The organism is Sphingomonas molluscorum, assembly GCF_039522995.1.
Taxonomy (GTDB): domain Bacteria; phylum Pseudomonadota; class Alphaproteobacteria; order Sphingomonadales; family Sphingomonadaceae; genus Sphingomonas; species Sphingomonas molluscorum.
This window is the reverse complement of record NZ_BAAAEL010000002.1, coordinates 129,911-148,277: the sequence shown is the minus strand read 5'-3', so window position 1 is coordinate 148,277 and position 18,367 is coordinate 129,911. Positions and strand designations below refer to the sequence as shown.

Genomic DNA, 18,367 nt, shown 5'->3' with positions numbered 1-18,367 from the left:
GAGCGGGAGCGGGACAGAAACCACGGGTTCCGCGGGACTTCGTCGCCAATGTGCACGAGGGGAGCGAGCATGCTGCAACGCTTGCAGGATCATCACGGCTGGATGCTGGCGCTGCTCAAAGAAGGCGATCCGCTTCTTCGCGACCCGCAACTGCGCCCCTCCGCGGCCTTTCTCGCCACGCGCCGAAGCGCGATGGGGCGGCTGTTGACCTCCTATCAGCAGTTCATCCACCGCGAGGTGTTCGATCCGATCATCGCCGGCGGCAATGCCCGGGACGCTGCGCTCGCCCGGGCGATGAAGATCGACTGCATCGAACTGACGGAGAGCTTTCGCGCTTTCCAGCGGCGCTGGATCGCGGAGGATGCCGTCGAGCGCTGGGACGAATATCATCCCGCGGCTGTCCGCATGGTGGAGCGCCTGCAGCGCCACATCGCCGATGTCGCCGCGATGGCCCGGGAGGTCTCGCTCCCGCAGCCTCCGGCACCTGTGATCGGGACCGACCTGCCGCCCGGCGTCTGAGCACCGCTACCCGCCGAGTGACGCCGGGCTTGCCACGGGGCCGGCCCTTGTCCATATGGCGCGCGGGAGTCGGGCGGACGGTGCCGTCGCCAACCCGGTCAGGTCCGGAAGGAAGCAGCCGCAACGATTCCGTACCGGGTCGTTCCGGCTCCCACCTCAACCCATCGCTGGCTCATCGCTCGCAGGCGTTGCAAGCCGCCTCTTTGCAGCCCGCGGCTTCGACAGCCGCTGCGTGAGCCGCTAAGGATCGGCCGACATGTCCGATTCCTTCCTAGACCTGGGCGAGACGCCGCAGCCCACCGCCAAGGCGGACGCCTATCGCGTGCTGGCACGCAAGTATCGGCCCCAGACCTTCTCCCAGCTGATTGGCCAGGATGCGATGGTCACCACGCTGGGGAATGCGATCAAGCGCGACCGGCTGGCGCATGCCTTCCTGCTCACCGGGGTGCGCGGGGTCGGCAAGACTTCCACCGCGCGGCTGATCGCCAAGGCGCTCAACTGCATCGGTCCGGACGGGCAGGGCGGCCCGACCATCGATCCGTGTGGGGTATGCGAGCCCTGCCGCGCGATCGCAGAGGGGCGCCATATCGACGTGATCGAGATGGACGCCGCCAGCCACACCGGCATCGACGACATCCGCGAGATCATCGAGGCCTCGCGCTACGCGGCGGTATCGGCGCGTTACAAGATCTACATCATCGACGAAGTCCACATGTTGTCGAAGGCGGCCTTCAACGGCCTCCTCAAGACACTGGAGGAGCCGCCCGGCCATGTGAAGTTCCTGTTCGCCACGACCGAGGTGAACAAGGTGCCGGTCACGGTGCTGTCGCGCTGCCAGCGATTCGACCTGCGCCGAATCCCCGCCGAGCTGCTCGCTGAGCATTTCGCGCATGTGGTCGCCGCCGAAGGCTTCGAAGCGGAGCCCGAGGCGCTGGCGCTGATCGCGCGTGCGGCGGAAGGCTCGGCCCGCGATGGCCTTTCGATCCTCGACCAGGCGATCGCTCATGCCGGGATGGAAGGCGAGGGCGTGCGTGCCGACGCGGTGCGAGCGATGCTGGGCCTGTCCGACCGCGGGGCGATCCGCGAACTGTTCCGGCTGCTGCTGGCAGGCGAGGCGGCGCCGGCGCTCGCGGCGCTGCGCGGCCAATATGACCTGGGCGTCGATCCGCAGGCGGTGCTGCGCACCCTGCTGGAGACGGTGCATGGCGTGACCCTCGCCAAGGTCGGGGCGACGCCGCCCGCCGGGCAATCGGCAGAGGAGCGCGAGGCGCTCGCCCATTGGGCCGAGTCGCTGTCGTTCCCGATGCTGCATCGTCTGTGGCAGTTGCTGTTGAAGGGGCATGACGAGGTCGCGCGCGCGGCGCTGCCGATCGAAGCCTGCGAGATGGCGCTGCTGCGCGTGATCCATGCGTCGAGCCTGCCGGACCCGGGCGAGCTTGCACGGGCGCTGGCAGAAGGCCGCGGACCGGCGCTGCCCGCCGGGGGAGTGCCCCAGGGCGCCAGCGCACCCGCACCCGCACCTGCTCTGGCGCCGGTCGCCGCGGAGCCGGAGCCGGCGCCGCCCGCGCTGCCCGATAGCGTCGAGGCGATCGCGGACTTGCTGGAAAAGCACGGCCGCCACACCCTGCAGGTGCAGGTCCGCAACCACGTCCGCCCGATCCGCCTGGAGCCGCCAGAGCTCGAAATGTCGGGCACGCGGCCGCTGCCGACCGACTTCACGCGCGACCTGGGCCTGGCGCTTCGGGAGATCACCGGCCAGACCTGGAGCATCCTGATCGGGGAGGGGGCGGGGAACCCGACGCTGCGTGAAACGCTGGCGGCACAGGCCGAGGCGGAGCGCGCGGAGATACTGGCGTCGCCCCTGGTGGTGGCGGCCATGGCAGCCTTTCCGGGCGCCGAACTCGATCACTGGAAACGCAAGGACGGGAGCATCGCTCGATGAAAGACCTCAACGACATCATGGCCATGGCGCAGAATGTGCAGGCCGAACTCGAAAAGGCGCAGGCCAGCCTCGACACGATCGAGGTGGAGGGTCAGTCCGGCGGCGGGCTGGTGAAGATCCGTGCCTCGGCAAAGGGCCGGATCCTCGGCGTCGACATCGATGACTCGCTGCTTCAGCCCAGCGAAAAGCAGATGCTGGAAGACCTGATCGCAGCGGCGCTCAACGACGCGCGCGCCAAGGCGGACGCCGCCAGCCAGGGCGAGATGTCCAAGCTCACCAGCGGTCTGCCGCTGCCCCCGGGCTTCAAGCTGCCGTTCTGATCGGGCAGGTCGTCGCGCGGCATCGCGGGAACTTTCGTTTCGAAGGCGGAGTTAATCCGCATTCGAAACGGAAGGGAGTGAATGCCATGTCCGACGATCGCATCGATACGACGACCACCACCACCACGGGCGCTGCACCGCACACCACGGTCGTGGAACGCCGCAGCGGCGGCGGCGGCACGGCGCTTCTCGCCATCGTGCTGCTGATCGCAGTCCTGATCGGCGGCTATTTCCTGCTGCGCGCCAGCAACAACGACACGATCCAGACCGAAGCGGTCGCGGGCGCGGCCAAGAGCGTCGGCGATGCGGCCGACAAGGCCGGCAGCGCGGTGAGCGACGCCGCGAGCGGCGAGACCAAGTAATTCGACGGACGCCTGACCTCAGCGGAGGCAGGCGTCCAGTTCCTGCCGGCGCACCACGCCCACGCGCGCGGCGATGGTGTTGCCGTGCCGGCGCGTAAAGCCGTGCGGCGCGATCGCTGCGCGCTTCTTGGGCAACGGCAGCACCGCGGCGATGCGTGCCGCTTCCGACGGTGAAAGCGTGTCGGCGCCGTGCTTGAAATAGCGGCGCGCACCCGCCTCGACACCATAGGTGCCGATGCCGGTCTCGGCGACGTTGAGGTACACCTCCATGATCCGCCGCTTGCCCCAGATGTTCTCGATCAAGAGCGTGAACCACGCCTCCAGCGCTTTGCGGACATAGCCGCCGCCCTGCCACAGGAAGACGTTCTTCGCCGTCTGCTGGCTGATCGTGGATCCGCCGCGGATGCGCCCGCCGCGGGCGTTGCGCTTGGCCGCATTGGCGATGGCGTCGAAGTCGAAGCCGCTGTGCGAGCAGAAGCCGGAATCCTCGCCCGCGATGACCGCGCGCGCCATGTCCGGGTCGATGCGGGAAAGCGAACGCCAGGACTTGGTCACCCCATGGCCCGTGAAGACGTCGCCCAGCATCGTCCAGGTGATGGGAACGGGCACGAAGCGGTAGACCACCGTCATGGCCACGGAGAGGGCGACGAAGCCCAGCGCGAGCTTGACGAGCCAGCCCAGCAGGCGGCGGACGGGCGATCGGGTTCGGACTGCGGCGACCATGGCCGACAGCTAGAGCGAAGCGCGACGGATTGGAACCGCCCGTACGCCCCTAGGGGCGGGCCGGGACGCACCCGATGGCGCGTCCCGAAAGTTCAGGCGGTGGCGAGCAGGCGCTTGTCGCCGGCCAGGCGCATCATCGCCTTTTGCAGCTTCTCGAACGCGCGCACCTCGATCTGGCGGACGCGCTCGCGGCTGACGCCATAGACCTGGGAGAGTTCCTCCAGCGTCTTGGGGTCGTCCGTCAGGCGCCGCTCGGTCAGGATGTGCTTCTCGCGGTCGTTGAGGTCGTCCATCGCCTCGACCAGCATGCCGTGGCGGACATCGGCTTCCTGCGCATCGGCGACGCGCTCGTCCTGCAGCGGGCCCTCATCGGCCAGCCAATCCTGCCACTGACTCTCGCCGTCCTCGCGCATGGGGACGTTGAGCGACGTGTCGCCGCCCATCGCCATGCGGCGGTTCATGGAGGTGACCTCTTCCTCCGTCACGCCCAGATCGGTCGCGATTTTGGCGAGATGCTCGGGGCTGAGATCGCCGTCCTCGAACGCGTCGAGCTTGGACTTCATGCGCCGCAGGTTGAAGAACAGCTTCTTCTGCGCCGCGGTCGTGCCCATCTTCACGAGGCTCCAGGAGCGCAGGATGAACTCCTGGATCGAGGCGCGAATCCACCACATCGCATAGGTCGCGAGGCGGAAGCCCCGGTCCGGCTCGAACTTCTTCACGCCCTGCATCAGGCCGATGTTGCCCTCCGAGATGAGCTCGGACACGGGCAGGCCATAGCCGCGATAGCCCATCGCGATCTTGGCCACGAGCCGCAGGTGGCTGGTCACCAGCTGCGCCGCAGCCTCGGTGTCGCCATGCTCCTGGAACCGCTTGGCAAGCATATATTCCTGCTCGGGCGCCAGGATCGGAAACTTCCGGATCTCCGACAGGTAGCGGTTGAGGCTCGCTTCGCCGCCCAATGCGGGAATCGTCGCGGGGACGTTGCTGCCGCTAGCCATGATCGCTTCTCCCTTATTTGCGCAGGCTTTCCTCGAAAAGCGCGCGCCAGCTTATACGTGAAGATGGTGCAACAGTTCCTGCATGTCTGCCGGAACTTCGCTATGGAACGCTAAAGCGTGCCTTAGTACAGGGTGGATGAACCCTAGATGTGCCGCGTGCAGAGCCTGACGCCGGAAACCCAGGGTTTCCAGGGCTTCGCGGTGCTGCGGACGCGCCCGACCGTACACCGGATCGCCTACCAGGGGGTGGCCGATTGAGGCCATGTGGACGCGCACCTGATGGGTCCGCCCCGTCTCCAGCCGGCACTCCACCAGCGCCGCCTCGCGCAGGGGGCGTACCAGCGACCAATGCGTCACCGCGCGCTTGCCGCCCTGGACGATGGCGATCTTCTTGCGATTGGTGGACGAGCGCGCGAGCGGCGCGTCGATGGTGCCGCTGCCCGTCTTCGGGCGCCCGGACACGATCGCCTGGTAGCGACGATCGATCGAGTGCGCCTTGAACTGGCGTGCCAACCCCTCGTGCGCCTGGTCGTGCTTGGCCGCGACGAGCAGCCCCGAGGTGTCCTTGTCGATGCGATGGACGATGCCGGGCCGGGCGACGCCGCCGATGCCGGACAGCTGCCCGGCGCAATGGTGGAGCAGCGCATTCACCAGGGTGCCGTCCGGATTGCCCGCGGCCGGATGGACGACCAGCCCGGCCGGCTTGTCGACCACGATCAGATGCTCGTCCTCGAACACGACGGTGAGCGCGATGTCCTGGGCCACATTGTCCGCCGGTTCGGGCGCAGGGACGTGGATGTCGAACCGGTCGCCGGCGCGCGCCTTGCGCGAGGGATCGGAAGCGGCGGTACCGTCGCTCGCCAGCACCTTGCCCGACGTCATCAGCGCCTTCAGCCGCTCGCGCGACAGGTCCGGCAGCGCGTGCGCGAGTGCACGGTCCAGACGCCACCCGTCGGCTGCCTCGGCGACCTGCGCCGCAATGATGGAATCCCCCCGGATCATGTTCTAGCTAGATGGGAATGACGCTGGAGATTGCAACCGGGATCGCGCAGGCGATCCGCGATGCCGCGGCGGTTTCGCCCGACCGGGAGGTGTGCGGGCTGCTCCTGGGCGAGCCCGGCCGGGTCACGGCGCTGATGCCCGCCGCCAATGTCGCCGCGGACCCGACGACCACCTTCGAGATCGATCCGTCCGCGCTGCTCACGGCCCACCGCGCAGCGCGCGGGGGCGGGCCTGCGGTGCTGGGCCACTATCACTCGCATCCCCGGGGGGCGGTGCGTCCTTCCAGCGCCGATGCGGCCGCGTCGCACGCCGACGGCGCCTTGTGGATCATCACCAATGCCGAGACGCTCGGCTGCTGGCGCGCGGTGGCGGAAGGACCCGTCGCCGGACGGTTCGTCCCGGTCCCGCTACGCTTTGTCGGCTGAGGTTGCGGAGACCGTCCGGCAGCGTCAGAAGGTGCGCCGAACACCCATTTCGATCGGATTTCCGCCATGCAGATCAGCGCCACCGACTTTGCGAGCCTCTTGTGCTCCCGGCTGTGCCACGATCTTCTCAGCCCGGTAGGCGCGCTCAACAACGGGTTGGAGCTGCTGGCCGACGAGCAGGACCCGGCGATGCGGGCGCGATGCCTGGAATTGCTGGCAGAAAGTGCGCGCGCTTCCGCCAACAAGCTGAAGTTCTTTCGCCTGGCCTTTGGCGCCGCCGGCGGGTTCGGCGACGTGGTCGACACGCGCGAGGCGCGCGCCGCGATCGAGGGGCTGTTTTCGGAGAACCACCGGGTGAAGCTCGGGTGGATGGTCGCCGAGCCGACCCTTCCCAAGCCCGCGATCAAGGCGCTGCTGAACCTGGCGCTGATCGGCGGCGACGCGTTGGTCCGCGGCGGCCAGCTCGACATCGGCGCCGAGACGAATGCGGGTGGCGTCGAGATCGTCGTGCGTGCGGACGGGCCGCGGATCGTGCTGGACCCCGAACTGCGCGACGCGCTGTCGGGGGAAGGGGACCTGTTGGCGCCGCGCGCGGCGGCGGCGTTCCTGGCTCATGCGCTGGTGAAGCAGAGCGGCGGCACGCTCCAGGTCTCGCCTCCGGAGGCGGACGTGCTGCTGTTCGGCGCCTCCTTCCCGCGGAGCTAACCCCCTCTTAACCCGGGGGCAGGCATGCCTATCCGGGGAAACAGGGACTTTATGGACGATCTTCTCCGGGAGTTCATCGCAGAGACGCGCGAGACGCTGGAGGCGTTGTCCGGCGAAATCGTGGCTTGGGAAGCCTCGCCGGGCGACCGCGCACGGCTCGATGCCATTTTCCGCTTCGTCCACACCGTAAAGGGGAGCTGCGGCTTCCTAGGGCTGCCGCGGCTTCTGCGGCTGAGCCACGCTGCCGAGGACGTGCTGGCGGACGTGCGGGCGGGTACGCGCACGCCGGATCGCGCCTTGGTCAACGCCGTGCTGGCGGTGGTCGATCGCATCGGGGCGCTCGTCGAAGCGCTCGATGGGGGCGCTGCCGTGCCGGAAGACGACGAAGCGGGGCTGATCGCCGCGCTGGGGCCGGGCGCCCCTGACGTCGTGCCGCTTCCTGCGGCCGTGCCGCGCACCGGCGGCCGCAGCGTGCGGCTGGGCGTGGGCCTGCTCGACCGGATGATGGCGGGCATGTCCGACATGGTGCTCGCCCGCAACGAACTGGCACGTCTGCTCCGGCGGGGAAGCGTCGATCCTGGCGTCGAGGCGGCGCTGGCGCGGCTGTCGCTTTCCATCGCCGAGATGCGCGATGCGGTGACGCGCACCCGCATGCAGAAGATCGAGACGCTGTTCGCAGCGGTTCCCCGCCTGGTCCGCGATACCGCGGCAGAGCTCGGCAAGACGGTGTCGCTGAAGCTGGAGGGAAGCGACATCGAGATCGATCGCGACATGGTCGAAGTCATGCGCGATCCGCTGGTGCACATGGTTCGCAACGCGATCGACCACGGCATTGAAAGCGCAGCAGAGCGGCAGGCCGCCGGCAAGCCCGAGGCGGGGCAGTTGACCATCGCCGCACGCCAGGCCGGCAACCAGATCGTGCTCGAGGTCATCGACGACGGACGCGGGATCGACGTCGACCGCCTGGTAAAAAAGCTCGTCGCCTCCGGCAGCCGCCGGGAAGCGGAGCTCCGCGCGCTCGATCCGGCCGCAGGTGCCGAATTGATCTTCGAACCCGGGCTGTCGGTGCGGGACGCGGCGACGCCGATCTCCGGGCGGGGCGTCGGCATGGACGTGGTACGGTCCGCAGTCGAACAGATCGGCGGCCGGATCGAACTCGAGAACCGGCCGGGCGAGGGGCTGCGGATCCAGATTCAGGCGCCGTTGATGCTGTCGATCATCCCCGCCGTCCTGGTGGCGGTCGGCGAGCAGCGCTTCGCCCTTCCGCGCCAGGTCGTGGAGGAGATCGTTGCTGGTCCCCGCGCGCGTATCCGGGAGGAGGACGGGACCGAGCTGGTGGAGGTGCGAACGCGCCGGATGCCGGTGGTGGACCTGGCCGCGCTGCTGGAGCTGGCCGCCCCGCGTACGGAGCCGCAGACGCTGATCGTGGTCAACGCGCCGAATGGCTGCTTTGCCCTTGCCGTCGACGCGGTGCTCGATCACCAGGAACTGGTCGTGAAGCCGGCGTCGCCGCCGGTGATGGCCACGGGCATCTACGCCGGAACGACGTTGCCGGACAGCGGCAAGCCGATGCTGTTGCTCGATTGCGCCGGGATCGCCAGCGCAGCCGGCGTCCGGTTTCCGCCGCCGCCGAGCCAAGGCCTGGAAGACAAGCCTCCCGAGGAAGCGGCAGCGAACGGGGGTGGTCCGCCAGGGCTGGTGTTCGTCGATCTCGACGGCGCCCGCCGGGTGGTCCCGCTCGCGGCGGTGGACCGGATCCAGCTGGCCCGATCCGAAGCCGTCCACGTCGCGGACGGGCGCCTGCGGCTCTTGCTGGACGGAAAGTGGCTGGCGGCCGAGGCAGTGGCCCCGGTCGACGATGGTGCAGAGATGACCGTGCTGCGCCTCAGCAACGGCCGACAGGAGCTCGCCTATGCCGCGCGGCACGCCACGGATCTCGTGTACCTGCCCGAGGTGGTGGAAGCCGCAGGCACGGCAGGGCGGATTGCGGGCACGGTGGTGCTCGACAAGCAGCGCATCGAGCTGATCGACGTCGACTGGTTGCTTGCGCAGCTGGAACCCGCCACGCCATCCGGGCTGGCCGGCGGGCCGCTCTGCCTGCTCGCGGCACCGGCCTATGGTCCCCTGGCGGCTTTCATCGGGCCTTTGCTGGAACAACACGGCTATCGGGTCGCGCTCGGTCGCGCATCGTGGGAGCCGCCCGCCGTCGTGCTGATGACCGAAGCGGCTGCGCGCGCGACCCTGGTTTCCGAGCGCCCGGGCGGACCCCCGGTCATCCGCCTGCGCAACCTGCCCGATCCGGCAGGACCCGGCGACACCAGCATCTACCGCTATGATTCGGACGCGCTGCTCGCGGCGGTCGCAAGCTGCACCCGAACTGCGGGCGCGCTGCAATGAAGGGGCTCTACCTGGTTGCGCGGATCGCCGACCAGGTGGTCGCCATCGCCTCCGACCGGCCCGGCAATGCCGTCGAACTCAAGGAGATTACTCCCGTCCCGCGGGCTCCCCGCGCGGTGCTGGGCCTGGCGGCGCTGCGCAGCTGGGTGGTGACGGTGATCGACACGCCGCGTGCGATCGGCCTCGCCCGCAGCAGCATGGCCTCGAACCAAGCGGTGATGGCGACGGTCGAGGGGCATGATTATGCCTTGCTGGTCGATGCTTTGCACGATGCGGTCGCGCTCCGGCCCGAACTGGTCGACGGGGGCGGGGACCTGCCGGCGGCCTGGCGCGGGGTGGTGCGGGCGGCGGCCATGCGCGCCGGGGAGCGCATCCTGGTGCTCGATCCCGCCGCACTCCTGGACGCGATTGTTCAGCCTGCGTGAGCCCTCGCAAGATCGGGCCGGGCGTGCGATCAGGGTTTCAGGGGGAAATGATGAAAAGCTGTCTGGTCGTTGACGATTCGAAGGTCATCCGCAAGGTCGCACGCCACATTCTGGAGGCCCTCCGGTTCGAGGTTCGCGAAGCGGGCGATGGGCGTGAGGCACTCGCCAGCTGCATCGCAACGCCTCCGGATGCCATCCTGCTCGACTGGAACATGCCGGTGATGAGCGGCATGGATTTCCTGCGGGCCTTGAAGGACGCCGGGCTGCCGCAGCGGCCCAAGGTGGTGTTCTGCACCACCGAGGGCGACATGGCGCACATCCGCGCCGCGATCGAGGCGGGCGCCGACGAATATGTGATGAAGCCGTTCGACCGCGAGACCCTGGAGAGCAAGTTCCAGATCATCGGGCTCGCCTGATCGCCCGGTCGCCACGCTCCGGCGGCCGCGCGCGGCGCCGCCGGACCTCCGGCTTGCCTTTGCCCGGCGGGCGACGCATCGCTTCGGCGTAGCTTGGGGACGGGGTGCATGCAGTTTATCGACAGGCCTTCGCCGAACTTCGACGATCGTTCACTGCCGGTCACCATGGTGGTGCTGCACTATACCGGCATGCAGGACGCCGCCTCCGCCATCGCCCGGCTGGCCGATCCAGAGGCGAAGGTGTCGTGCCACTATCTCGTTGCCGAGGACGGCACCGTCGTCCGCATGGTGGACGAGGCAAGGCGGGCCTGGCACGCCGGCCGCTCGCACTGGCGGGGGGTGACCGACATCAATTCCGCCTCCGTCGGCATCGAGATCGTCAATCCGGGCCATGAATGGGGCTATGTCCCGTTTCCAGACGAGCAGATCGACGCGGTGATCCGGCTGGTCGCCGACATCAAGCAGCGCCACGCCATCACCCGCGGGAACGTGGTCGGCCACTCGGACATCGCACCGGCGCGCAAGCAGGATCCTGGCGAACTGTTTCCGTGGGGCAAGCTCGCACGGCTGCGGCTGGCCCTGCCACGGCCCACCCAGAACCTAATGGACCCCCACTGGAGCGACGCCGGCTTCCTGCTCGCGCTCGAACGGTTCGGCTACGACGTCGAGGATCCGGTCGCGGCGGTGACTGCCTTCCAGCGCCGCTTCCGGCCGGAGATGGTGGACGGGATCATCGACGGCGAGTGCCGCTCGCTGCTGCTGGCGCTCCTGCTGCCCAAGCCGCAGGGCGACGACTGAGCGGCTTTCCCCGGCGGCGAAGCTGCGCTAGGCGGGCCGGGTCAGAGGGTCGGGCGGCCGCGGCCTCGTTCGCAAGAACGGGGGCGAGGAAAGTCCGGGCTCCACGGAAACGACGGTGCCGGGTAACGCCCGGCGGGGGCGACCCCAGGGAAAGTGCCACAGAGAGCAAACGGCGACGGCTTCGGCCACGTCACGGTGAAAGGGTGCGGTAAAAGCGCACCGCGGGCCTGGTAACAGGAACGGCATGGCAAACCCCACCGGGAGCAAGACCGAATAGGGACGGCACATGGGCCTCGTTCCGGCCCGTCGTCCGGGTTGGTTGCTGGAGGCGGCGCGCAAGCGTCGTCCTAGAGGAATGGTCGCCTATCCCGCCTCGCGCGGGTGGACAGAACCCGGCTTACAGACCCTCTGACGCGTTCCCGCCCAGCGCTGGATCCTTGCCGTGACGGTGCGCGAAGGCACCCGATCGGGCGAGATGGGTTGCGCCGGTCCGCCACGATACCCAGGGACGATAGGCAGGACGGACCGACGCGCCGGGTGCAGGAGGGGTTGCACCCGGGAGGGGGTTGAAGTGGGTCAGACGAGGACCGGCTGGGGCCGCGGCACTTCGCCGAGCGGCGTCGTCGAATCGATCTCCATCATCGGCTTGATGAGGCCGTCGCGCAGGTCATAGACCCAGCCGTGGAGGTAGAGCGTCTGCCCCGCGGCAAAGGCGTCCTGAACGACGGAGGTGCGCGCGAGACGCACGAGCTGGTCGCGGACGTTGAGCTCCACAAGGCGGTTTGACCGCTGGCTCTCCGGCAGCGAATCGATTTCGTCCTGATGGTCCCGATAGACCTGTTCGGCGTTGCGCAGCCACTTGCCGAGGAAGCCGGTAGCGCCGCCTTCCAGCGCCGCATTGATGCCGCCGCAGCCGTGATGGCCGCAGATGATGATGTGCCGGACCTTGAGCACGGTGACCGCATATTCGAGCACGGACATCAGGTTGATGTCGTCCTCGTTCACCAGATTGGCGACGTTGCGGTGGATGAACATGCCGCCCGGCGGCGTGTTGGTCAGCTGTCCGGCCGCGACCCGGCTGTCGGAACAGCCGATCCACAGGAACTCCGGCTGCTGGCCGGCGATCTGGCGCTCGAAATAGTCGGGGCGCTCTTCCAGCCGCTCGGCTGCCCATGCCTTGTTGGCGAGGAGCAGGTGCTTGTACTCTCTCATGCGAAGACGACCTCCTTGCGCGGCGCCTGGATCTTGGACGCCGTCTGCTCGCCGACGTCGCCACGGACGATCACGCCGATGTTGCGGAACTGCGCGTTGCGGACGAACGCGTTGATGATGTCGATGTTGTCGATGTCGACGTAGCTGGTGGCCGACAGGTCGATCAGGACGTGGGTGTTGTCCGGAACCTTCGCGAGCTCCTTCTGCAGCTCGTACTTGTGGATGAAATAGAGGTTGCGGCGGGCGCGGATCATGCAGCTGTCGCCGTCCTGGACGAAGATGATCGCCGGACGGAAGTTGCGGCCGATCACGAAGATGAAGCCGACGACCAGGCCGATCACGATGCCTTCCAGCAGATCGGTGAAGAGGATCGCGCCGACCGTCACGACGAACGGCACGAACTGGGTCCAGCCCTGCTTGAAGCGCTTGGTGAACAGCGACGGCTTGGTGAGCTTGTAGCCGGTGGCGATCAGCACCGCGGCCAGCGCCGACAGCGGGATCAGGTTGAGGATCGCGGGGATCAGCAGCACGCTCAGCAGCAGCCAGCAGCCGTGCAGGATGGTGGAGAGCTGGCTGTTAGCGTTGGCGTCCACGTTGGCCGAGCTGCGGACGATCACCGAGGTGACCGGCAGGCCGCCGATCAGGCCGGCGACGATGTTGCCGCTGCCCTGCGCGAACAGCTCGCGGTTCTTGTCGGTGGTGCGGCGCTTGGGGTCGATCTCGTCGATCGCCTTCACCGACAGCAGCGATTCGAGGCTGGCCACGATCGCGAGCGTGACGGCGGTGCTCCACACGGCCGCGTTGCTGATCTGGCCGAAGTCCGGGGTCGTGAACAGGCCGATGAACTCGCCGAGGCCTGCGGCCACGGGCACGCTCACCAGGTGCGACGGCTGGACCTGAAGGTTCGGCGCGACCATCCCGAACAGGGCGTTGATGAGCACCGCGCCGACCACGACGACCAGCGGACCGGGAAGGAAGCGCAGCGGGCCTTCCTTGGGCTTGGCATGATCCCACCAGAACAGGAACGCCAGCGAGATCGCGGCGATGATCGCCGCGCCCCACACGATCTGCTCGCGCAGCACGCGGCCGATCGCGGAGAAGGTGTTCTCGCCATCGCCCTGCCAGAACGAGAAGCTGCCTTCCGGATCGGCGTCATAGCCGATCGCGTGCGGGAACTGCTTGAGGATCAGGATCAGGCCGATCGCGGCGAGCATGCCGGTGATGACGGACGAGGGGACGAACTCGCTGAGAATGCCGCCGCGCGAGACGGAGAAGACGAGCTGGATACAGCCTGCCAGCACCACGGCCAGCAGGAACGCCTCATAGCTCGGCAGGCGCTGGATCGCATCGAGCACGATCACCGTCAGGCCGGCGGCCGGGCCGCTGACCGACAGGGGAGACTTGCTCAACATGCCGATGACGATGCCGCCCACGATGCCCGAGATCAGGCCCGAGAACAGCGGCGCGCCGGACGCCAGTGCGACCCCCAGGCAGAGGGGCAGCGCGACGAGCGCCACCACGATCGAGGCCGGCACGTCCTGCCGCCAGCTTGTCGCAAATTTAGAGGCCAAGGACACCGCGGTACCTTCTCTTGATCGGGTAAAAGCGTCTGGGACGCATGCGGCACAGCATATAAAACACGACCGGGCCGGGGCGGCAGCGGGAAATAATTACGTTTTGTTTCCCATGGCGCTGGGTTGTGCCGCGCGGCAGGGGGGCTATCTGGAAGGCGATGGTCCGCTCAAGTCGATCCAACGATTGGGGATTTCCCCGCTGGCGCGGTTACGAAGCCGAGCGCCAGGCTACGCGCGTGCGCCTTTGCGACCGGCACGGCTGTGAAGCCCCCGGCGACCGGCCTGCGCCCAAGTCTCCCAACAATCCCGACCGGTGGTATTTCTGCGAGACCCACGCGGCCGAGTACAACCGCAACTGGAACTACTTCGAAGGGCTGGACGAGGAAGAGGCGAAGCGGCGGGAGGCGAGCGAGCAGCGCACCGCCGACGGCTATGCCAATGCCTCGCATTACGCCTGGGGTGGCTCCGGGGACGGTACCCGTTCCCGCGACGAGATGCGCGCGCTAGAAGTGCTGGGGCTGGAGGTCGATGCCGACTTCGAGGCCGTGCGGAGTGCCTGGCGCCGCCTCGCCAAGTCCAGCCACCCCGACGTGCGCCCCGGCGACAAAGAAGCCGCGGTTCGCTTCCAGGCGATCCAGGCGGCCTATGAGGTGCTGCGGGTCGCCGAGGAACGGCGGCAGTGGAAGCCCGCATGAAGCCCGCGGTCCGCGCGCGCTGGTCGCGGGCGGTGCTGGTGTGCGGCAAATGCTCGCGCAAGCTCGATGGCGGCTTCGGACCGGACGGCGACCAGCCGCTGACCAAGGCGCTGCGCAAGCGGCTGGGGCTGAAGAAGGGGCCGAAGGCGCGGGCAGGTATCGTCGAGACGCGCTGCTTGGGCGTCTGTCCCAAGCGTGCCGTGACGGTGATCGATGGGGCGAGGCCGGGCGAGTGGCTGCTGGTGAGCCCGGGCGCCGACCTCGACGGGCTGGCGCAGGAACTGGGGCTGTCGGAGCAGAAGACTCATACCGCCGACGCCGATTAGCGGCCGCTTGCTCGCTTGACGGTGCAATCCGCCTGGGCAGTATCTGCGGCTCGGTCGTGCCCTCTCTTGCGGATCTGCCCTTGCGTATTCTCCTGACCCTTACGGCACTGGTCGTGGCCGTCTCTCCGGCTGCGGCGCAAAGCGAACCTGCGCGGAGTTTCGAGGGGACGGTGGGGCGCAGCAGGGTCGTTCTCACCCTGGAGGAGGACGGCAAGGGGGAGGACGCCTGGGGCAGCTATTTCTACCTGTCGAGCCGGCTGGACTTGGCCCTGCAGGGAGAGCGCCGCGGCAACGCACTGACGCTGGAGGCGCGGGCAACGCAGGATCGCCTGGAACTGCGTGAGGAAGGCGGCGGCCTAGTCGGCACGCTGACCACCGCGGCCAAGCGCCGCTTCTCGGTTCGGCTCGCGCGCGTCACCACTGCGAAGGACCTTCCTGCCGATCTGCCGCCGGAGCTTTCGCTGCACGAGCGGCTGCAACTGTCCGGGCTGACGCTGGAGCCCGAGGCCGTCGAGCAGGTCGACGGCAAGCCTATCCGCTGGCACCGCGAGCCGAAGAGCGGCGTCCGTCTTTTCCGCCTGGAGAGCGGCTATGCCGCGCAACCGATGGCGGCGATGAACGTGCTCCTTGCGCAAGACCAATGGCGCGAGGTCAGCCGCTGGCTCAGCTGCACCGACATCGGCGGCGAACCGGGGGTGGACGGCGGGGTCGAGGGCAAGCCGTGGCTGGGACGCGACTATGTCAGCTATGGTTGGCAGACGAGCTGGTCGTGCGCGGGTGCCGCCCATCCGGACTTCGGGACCGCTGGGCACAGCTTCGACGCGCACACCGGCCGGGAGCTGAAGCTGGACGCGGTGCTGCGGTTCGGTCCGGCACCGACCCCGCCCGAGGATAGCGACCGCTGGTATGGCTATCGCGCGCAGACCTTTGCCCCCGCGGTGGTGAAGCTTCTCCAGCGCTACCATCCACAGGAGATGCAGCCCGTCGACCCGGATGGGGAGGAATGCGACTATACGGATCCGGACGTGTGGAACTTCCCGGCCTGGCGGCTGACGCCGGAGGGGCTGTGGCTTGGCGCGAGCTTTGCCCGCGTGATGCGCGCCTGCGACGGCCCCGACTGGGCGGTGCTGCCGTGGTCGGCGCTGCCGGTGAAGCCGGAGGGAAAGAGAGCCGGCTGAGGCGCCCGCCTCAGCCGGCGGCGTAGCGTTCGGCCTCGTGGCGGATCAGGGCGATCATGTTGGGGATGCCCTGGGTCCGGTTGGAGCTCAGCTGCTTCGACAGGTCGAAGGGGGCGAGGGCCGCGGAAACGTCGGTCGCGAGGATCCCGGCTGGGCTCTGGTCCTGCACCGCCGAGAGGACCAGCGCGATGATCCCCTTGGTGATGGCGGCGTTGCTGTCCGCCAGGAAGTGGAGCGTTCCGTCCTCGCGCCGGGTGGGATAGACCCACACCGAAGCCGAGCAGCCTCGCACCAGCGTCGCGTCGGTCTTCAGCGCATCGGGCATGGGCTCCAGCGCGCGGCCCAGATCGATCAGCAGGCGATAGCGGTCGTCCGGATCGAGGAAGCCATATTCATCGAGGATGTCGTCGAGGGACTGCATGCGCAGCCCGGTAGCAGCTGGCGGCGGCCGGCAAAAGGCCGCCGCGGCTGCATCAGAGATCGACGCCGGCGGCGATCGCTTCCAGCTTGCGGATGCGCTCCTTGAGGTCGGCGAGTTCGATGCGGGTGCCGGCGTGGCCGAAGCTGGGCGCTTCGCCGCTTTCGACCCGGGCGAGTTCCTGCCGCTTGAGCGCCAGCCAGCCGCGCCAGCCCGCAAGCATTGCGGCGGTGACCATGGCCACGGCGGCGAGGCCGCTGGTGGCGAGGACGAGGGTGAGGTTCGGGTCCGTCATGTCGCTGCTCCGATGGGGCGTGGACGTGGGTGGTCAGTTGAGCGGCGGCTGGTCGCGCAGCCGCTCGATCTCGTCGGAAAGATCCAGGCCGCGGTTGGTGACGATGCGTTCCAGCACGCGCACCCGCTGCTCCAGCCGCTCCGTCTGCGCCGCATATTGTGCGGCCTTTTCCGCGAGCTTGTTGGCTTCGACCTCCAAGGCCCGCTCGCGGTGGTCGAGCCAGGGCTTCACGAAGGTCTTGCCGATGATCGCGACGATCGGGATCATCAGCGCAAGGATCGGGATCAGAATAGGGCTCATGGTCGGTCCTTCAGTTCGCGCGGTCGCGCAGCTGGTCGATCTCGCGGGAGAGCAGGGCGCCGCTGTCGGTGACGATGCGCTCCACCGTGGCGAGGCGGTCCTTCACCGATCCGAGTTCGGCACGGAGCTGGGCGTTCTCCTGGCTCAGCAGGCGAACCCGCTCGATCGTCTCGTCGCTCTTCTGCGGATAGACGGCCTGCCCCCAGGCGCCATCGAGCGGATAGCCATGCTTGATCCGCATCCAGGTGGTGATGACCCATCCGGTGACCGCAACCGCGACGATGGTCACGATCAGGGGGAAGAGGCCTTGGAGCAATGCGTATTTTTCCGGGCTCATCTCAGATCTCCTCTCGCCGGGCTCAGCGCAGCGCGTCGATTTCGCGCGCCGTGCGGGCAGCGGGGTCGGTGGCGATGCGCTCGAGCACGGCGATCCGCTCTTCCAGCCGGCCGATCTTGCCGGTCAGGCGCTCGTTCTCGCTGGAAAGCAGCGCGATCTTGCGCTCGGCTTCGGGGTCCTCCTTGCGGCTGACGCCCGACCATTCGTTCTCCACCGGATAGCCGTGGCGGGCACGGATCCAGTTGTTGAGCACCAATCCGAAGGTCGAAATCGCGATCAGGGCGATGACGAAACCCGGTCCACTCCAGCTCATGATACTTCCTCCCTGTTTGCCCCCCGGGGATCGGCTCAGCGCAGGCTGTCGATCTCGTCGGCCAGGCGCGTGTTGCGGCTGGTGTAGAACATCTCGATGTCGGCCAGCCGCCGGTCGATGTCGCGGAACGTGGAGCGGATCTCCGCGGTCGAGCGCTTCGGGTTGGAGCGCACGCCCTGCCAGAACTTCGCATCCTCCTCGCTGTCGTAGAGGCCGACCGGCTTCTTGGGCGCCATCCAGGCGATCATCCCATAGGCGATGAGGGTCCAGGGGAAGCCGCCGGCCAGCGTCAGCAGGACGGCGCCGATGCGGATCCACATGGCCTCGACACCGGTATAATCCGCGATGCCGGAGCACACGCCCGACCACTTCGCATTCTGCTTGTCGAGGTAGAATTTGGTGCGTTGCGCGGTCATCTCAGTTCCTCCGGGAAAAGTCGATTTCACGGTCCGCAGCGTCCGGCGCGGAAGGACGGAAATCCGGGTTGTCGGCAGCGACGATGCGTTCGATCGTCTGGAGGCGTTCCTCCAGCCGGCGGGCCGTGAAGTGCATCTCGTCGAGCAGCTTCTCGTCCTCGCCGGTCAGGGTCGGCGCCTGCTTCCACCGCGTGATGTAGTGCAGGATCAGCCACGGCAGTCCGATGAACAGCGTGACGATCGGCACCGCGATGGAGATGAAGTCGTCCAT

At 68.2% G+C, this 18,367-nt stretch carries 25 protein-coding genes and 2 other RNA genes; 15 read left to right on the top strand and 12 right to left on the bottom strand.

Translation table 11 applies throughout. The features are described 5' to 3' along the window. The first annotated feature begins 69 nt into the window (after positions 1-69). From ABDZ92_RS05185 to ABDZ92_RS05165, 5 genes are all read left to right on the top strand, one after another. A complete protein-coding gene (locus ABDZ92_RS05185; protein ID WP_125959797.1) occupies positions 70-519 on the top strand; it encodes a hypothetical protein in 450 nt (149 codons plus the stop codon). A 61-nt stretch (positions 520-580) separates the two neighbouring features. Next, an RNA gene (ffs, locus tag ABDZ92_RS05180) (signal recognition particle sRNA small type) lies at positions 581-678 on the top strand. A gap of 97 nt (positions 679-775) precedes the next feature. After that, on the top strand, positions 776-2,461 hold the full coding sequence (locus ABDZ92_RS05175) for a DNA polymerase III subunit gamma/tau (RefSeq protein ID WP_125959796.1): 1,686 nt from the start codon (positions 776-778) through the stop codon (positions 2,459-2,461). Next, positions 2,458-2,781: a YbaB/EbfC family nucleoid-associated protein gene (locus ABDZ92_RS05170; RefSeq protein ID WP_125959795.1), complete on the top strand. Its 324-nt coding sequence runs from the start codon at positions 2,458-2,460 to the stop codon at positions 2,779-2,781. Before ABDZ92_RS05175 ends, ABDZ92_RS05170 begins: the two co-directional genes overlap by 4 nt. Before the next feature lie 86 nt (positions 2,782-2,867). Then, positions 2,868-3,143, top strand: coding sequence for a hypothetical protein (locus tag ABDZ92_RS05165; protein ID WP_125959794.1), 276 nt, complete (start codon positions 2,868-2,870; stop codon positions 3,141-3,143). 18 nt (positions 3,144-3,161) lie between these two features. Here the strand turns inward: ABDZ92_RS05165 and mtgA are convergent, their stop codons facing one another. From mtgA to ABDZ92_RS05150, 3 genes are all read right to left on the bottom strand, one after another. After that, positions 3,162-3,866: a monofunctional biosynthetic peptidoglycan transglycosylase gene (gene mtgA / locus ABDZ92_RS05160; RefSeq protein ID WP_125959793.1), complete on the bottom strand. Its 705-nt coding sequence runs from the start codon at positions 3,864-3,866 to the stop codon at positions 3,162-3,164. A gap of 92 nt (positions 3,867-3,958) precedes the next feature. Continuing rightward, positions 3,959-4,864, bottom strand: coding sequence for an RNA polymerase sigma factor RpoH (rpoH, locus tag ABDZ92_RS05155; protein WP_125959792.1), 906 nt, complete (start codon positions 4,862-4,864; stop codon positions 3,959-3,961). Between the two features lie 51 nt (positions 4,865-4,915). Beyond that, positions 4,916-5,866: an RluA family pseudouridine synthase gene (locus tag ABDZ92_RS05150; protein WP_125959791.1), complete on the bottom strand. Its 951-nt coding sequence runs from the start codon at positions 5,864-5,866 to the stop codon at positions 4,916-4,918. A 17-nt stretch (positions 5,867-5,883) separates the two neighbouring features. Between ABDZ92_RS05150 and ABDZ92_RS05145 the strand changes: the two genes are divergently transcribed. The 7 genes from ABDZ92_RS05145 to rnpB all read left to right on the top strand — a co-directional run bounded on the left by ABDZ92_RS05145 (position 5,884) and on the right by rnpB (position 11,448). Beyond that, on the top strand, positions 5,884-6,291 hold the full coding sequence (locus ABDZ92_RS05145; protein WP_125959790.1) for a M67 family metallopeptidase: 408 nt from the start codon (positions 5,884-5,886) through the stop codon (positions 6,289-6,291). A gap of 66 nt (positions 6,292-6,357) precedes the next feature. Then, complete coding sequence (locus tag ABDZ92_RS05140) at positions 6,358-6,996, top strand: histidine phosphotransferase family protein (RefSeq protein ID WP_125959789.1); 639 nt, start codon at positions 6,358-6,360, stop codon at positions 6,994-6,996. A gap of 51 nt (positions 6,997-7,047) precedes the next feature. Next, entirely contained in the window at positions 7,048-9,393 is a 2,346-nt protein-coding gene (locus tag ABDZ92_RS05135; protein ID WP_125959788.1) for a chemotaxis protein CheA, read from the top strand. Beyond that, a complete protein-coding gene (locus ABDZ92_RS05130; RefSeq protein WP_125959787.1) occupies positions 9,390-9,818 on the top strand; it encodes a chemotaxis protein CheW in 429 nt (142 codons plus the stop codon). Before ABDZ92_RS05135 ends, ABDZ92_RS05130 begins: the two co-directional genes overlap by 4 nt. 50 nt (positions 9,819-9,868) lie before the next feature. After that, positions 9,869-10,234: a response regulator gene (locus tag ABDZ92_RS05125; protein WP_125959933.1), complete on the top strand. Its 366-nt coding sequence runs from the start codon at positions 9,869-9,871 to the stop codon at positions 10,232-10,234. A 108-nt stretch (positions 10,235-10,342) separates the two neighbouring features. Further along, positions 10,343-11,032: an N-acetylmuramoyl-L-alanine amidase gene (locus ABDZ92_RS05120; RefSeq protein WP_125959786.1), complete on the top strand. Its 690-nt coding sequence runs from the start codon at positions 10,343-10,345 to the stop codon at positions 11,030-11,032. Positions 11,033-11,073: 41 nt separating this feature from the next. Next, positions 11,074-11,448, top strand: an RNA gene (rnpB, locus tag ABDZ92_RS05115) — RNase P RNA component class A. A 160-nt stretch (positions 11,449-11,608) separates the two neighbouring features. Here the strand turns inward: rnpB and ABDZ92_RS05110 are convergent. Then, the gene (locus ABDZ92_RS05110) at positions 11,609-12,244 is read right to left on the bottom strand and encodes a carbonic anhydrase (protein WP_125959785.1); all 636 of its coding nucleotides are present in this window, start codon (positions 12,242-12,244) and stop codon (positions 11,609-11,611) included. Further along, positions 12,241-13,779 (bottom strand): SulP family inorganic anion transporter, encoded by a 1,539-nt coding sequence (locus ABDZ92_RS05105; RefSeq protein ID WP_241211764.1) that lies wholly within the window; start codon positions 13,777-13,779, stop codon positions 12,241-12,243. The genes ABDZ92_RS05110 and ABDZ92_RS05105 overlap by 4 nt, the downstream gene beginning before the upstream one ends. Positions 13,780-13,976: 197 nt before the next feature. Here ABDZ92_RS05105 and ABDZ92_RS05100 point away from each other — a divergent pair, with 197 nt between their 5' ends. The 3 genes from ABDZ92_RS05100 to ABDZ92_RS05090 all read left to right on the top strand — a co-directional run bounded on the left by ABDZ92_RS05100 (position 13,977) and on the right by ABDZ92_RS05090 (position 16,017). Then, positions 13,977-14,513 (top strand): J domain-containing protein, encoded by a 537-nt coding sequence (locus tag ABDZ92_RS05100; protein ID WP_125959783.1) that lies wholly within the window; start codon positions 13,977-13,979, stop codon positions 14,511-14,513. Beyond that, positions 14,510-14,839 carry a (2Fe-2S) ferredoxin domain-containing protein gene (locus tag ABDZ92_RS05095; protein ID WP_125959782.1) on the top strand — a complete coding sequence of 110 codons (330 nt, stop codon included), beginning with the start codon at positions 14,510-14,512 and terminating at the stop codon, positions 14,837-14,839. The genes ABDZ92_RS05100 and ABDZ92_RS05095 overlap by 4 nt, the downstream gene beginning before the upstream one ends. A gap of 80 nt (positions 14,840-14,919) precedes the next feature. After that, on the top strand, positions 14,920-16,017 hold the full coding sequence (locus ABDZ92_RS05090) for a hypothetical protein (RefSeq protein ID WP_125959781.1): 1,098 nt from the start codon (positions 14,920-14,922) through the stop codon (positions 16,015-16,017). 10 nt (positions 16,018-16,027) lie between these two features. On the opposite strand, the gene ABDZ92_RS05085 is transcribed toward ABDZ92_RS05090, so the two are convergent. From ABDZ92_RS05085 to pspB, 7 genes are read right to left on the bottom strand one after another with little or no spacing between them, the layout of a single operon-like run. Continuing rightward, entirely contained in the window at positions 16,028-16,438 is a 411-nt protein-coding gene (locus ABDZ92_RS05085; protein WP_125959780.1) for a SufE family protein, read from the bottom strand. A 52-nt stretch (positions 16,439-16,490) separates the two neighbouring features. After that, positions 16,491-16,730: a hypothetical protein gene (locus tag ABDZ92_RS05080; protein ID WP_125959779.1), complete on the bottom strand. Its 240-nt coding sequence runs from the start codon at positions 16,728-16,730 to the stop codon at positions 16,491-16,493. A gap of 33 nt (positions 16,731-16,763) precedes the next feature. Next, the gene (locus ABDZ92_RS05075) at positions 16,764-17,030 is read right to left on the bottom strand and encodes a hypothetical protein (protein WP_125959778.1); all 267 of its coding nucleotides are present in this window, start codon (positions 17,028-17,030) and stop codon (positions 16,764-16,766) included. Between the two features lie 10 nt (positions 17,031-17,040). Next, on the bottom strand, positions 17,041-17,367 hold the full coding sequence (locus ABDZ92_RS05070; protein ID WP_125959777.1) for a hypothetical protein: 327 nt from the start codon (positions 17,365-17,367) through the stop codon (positions 17,041-17,043). A gap of 22 nt (positions 17,368-17,389) precedes the next feature. Next, positions 17,390-17,680 carry a hypothetical protein gene (locus tag ABDZ92_RS05065; protein WP_125959776.1) on the bottom strand — a complete coding sequence of 97 codons (291 nt, stop codon included), beginning with the start codon at positions 17,678-17,680 and terminating at the stop codon, positions 17,390-17,392. Positions 17,681-17,715: 35 nt separating this feature from the next. Then, a complete protein-coding gene (pspC, locus tag ABDZ92_RS05060) occupies positions 17,716-18,096 on the bottom strand; it encodes an envelope stress response membrane protein PspC (RefSeq protein ID WP_125959775.1) in 381 nt (126 codons plus the stop codon). 1 nt (position 18,097) lies between these two features. Beyond that, positions 18,098-18,367: an envelope stress response membrane protein PspB gene (gene pspB / locus ABDZ92_RS05055; RefSeq protein ID WP_125959774.1), complete on the bottom strand. Its 270-nt coding sequence runs from the start codon at positions 18,365-18,367 to the stop codon at positions 18,098-18,100.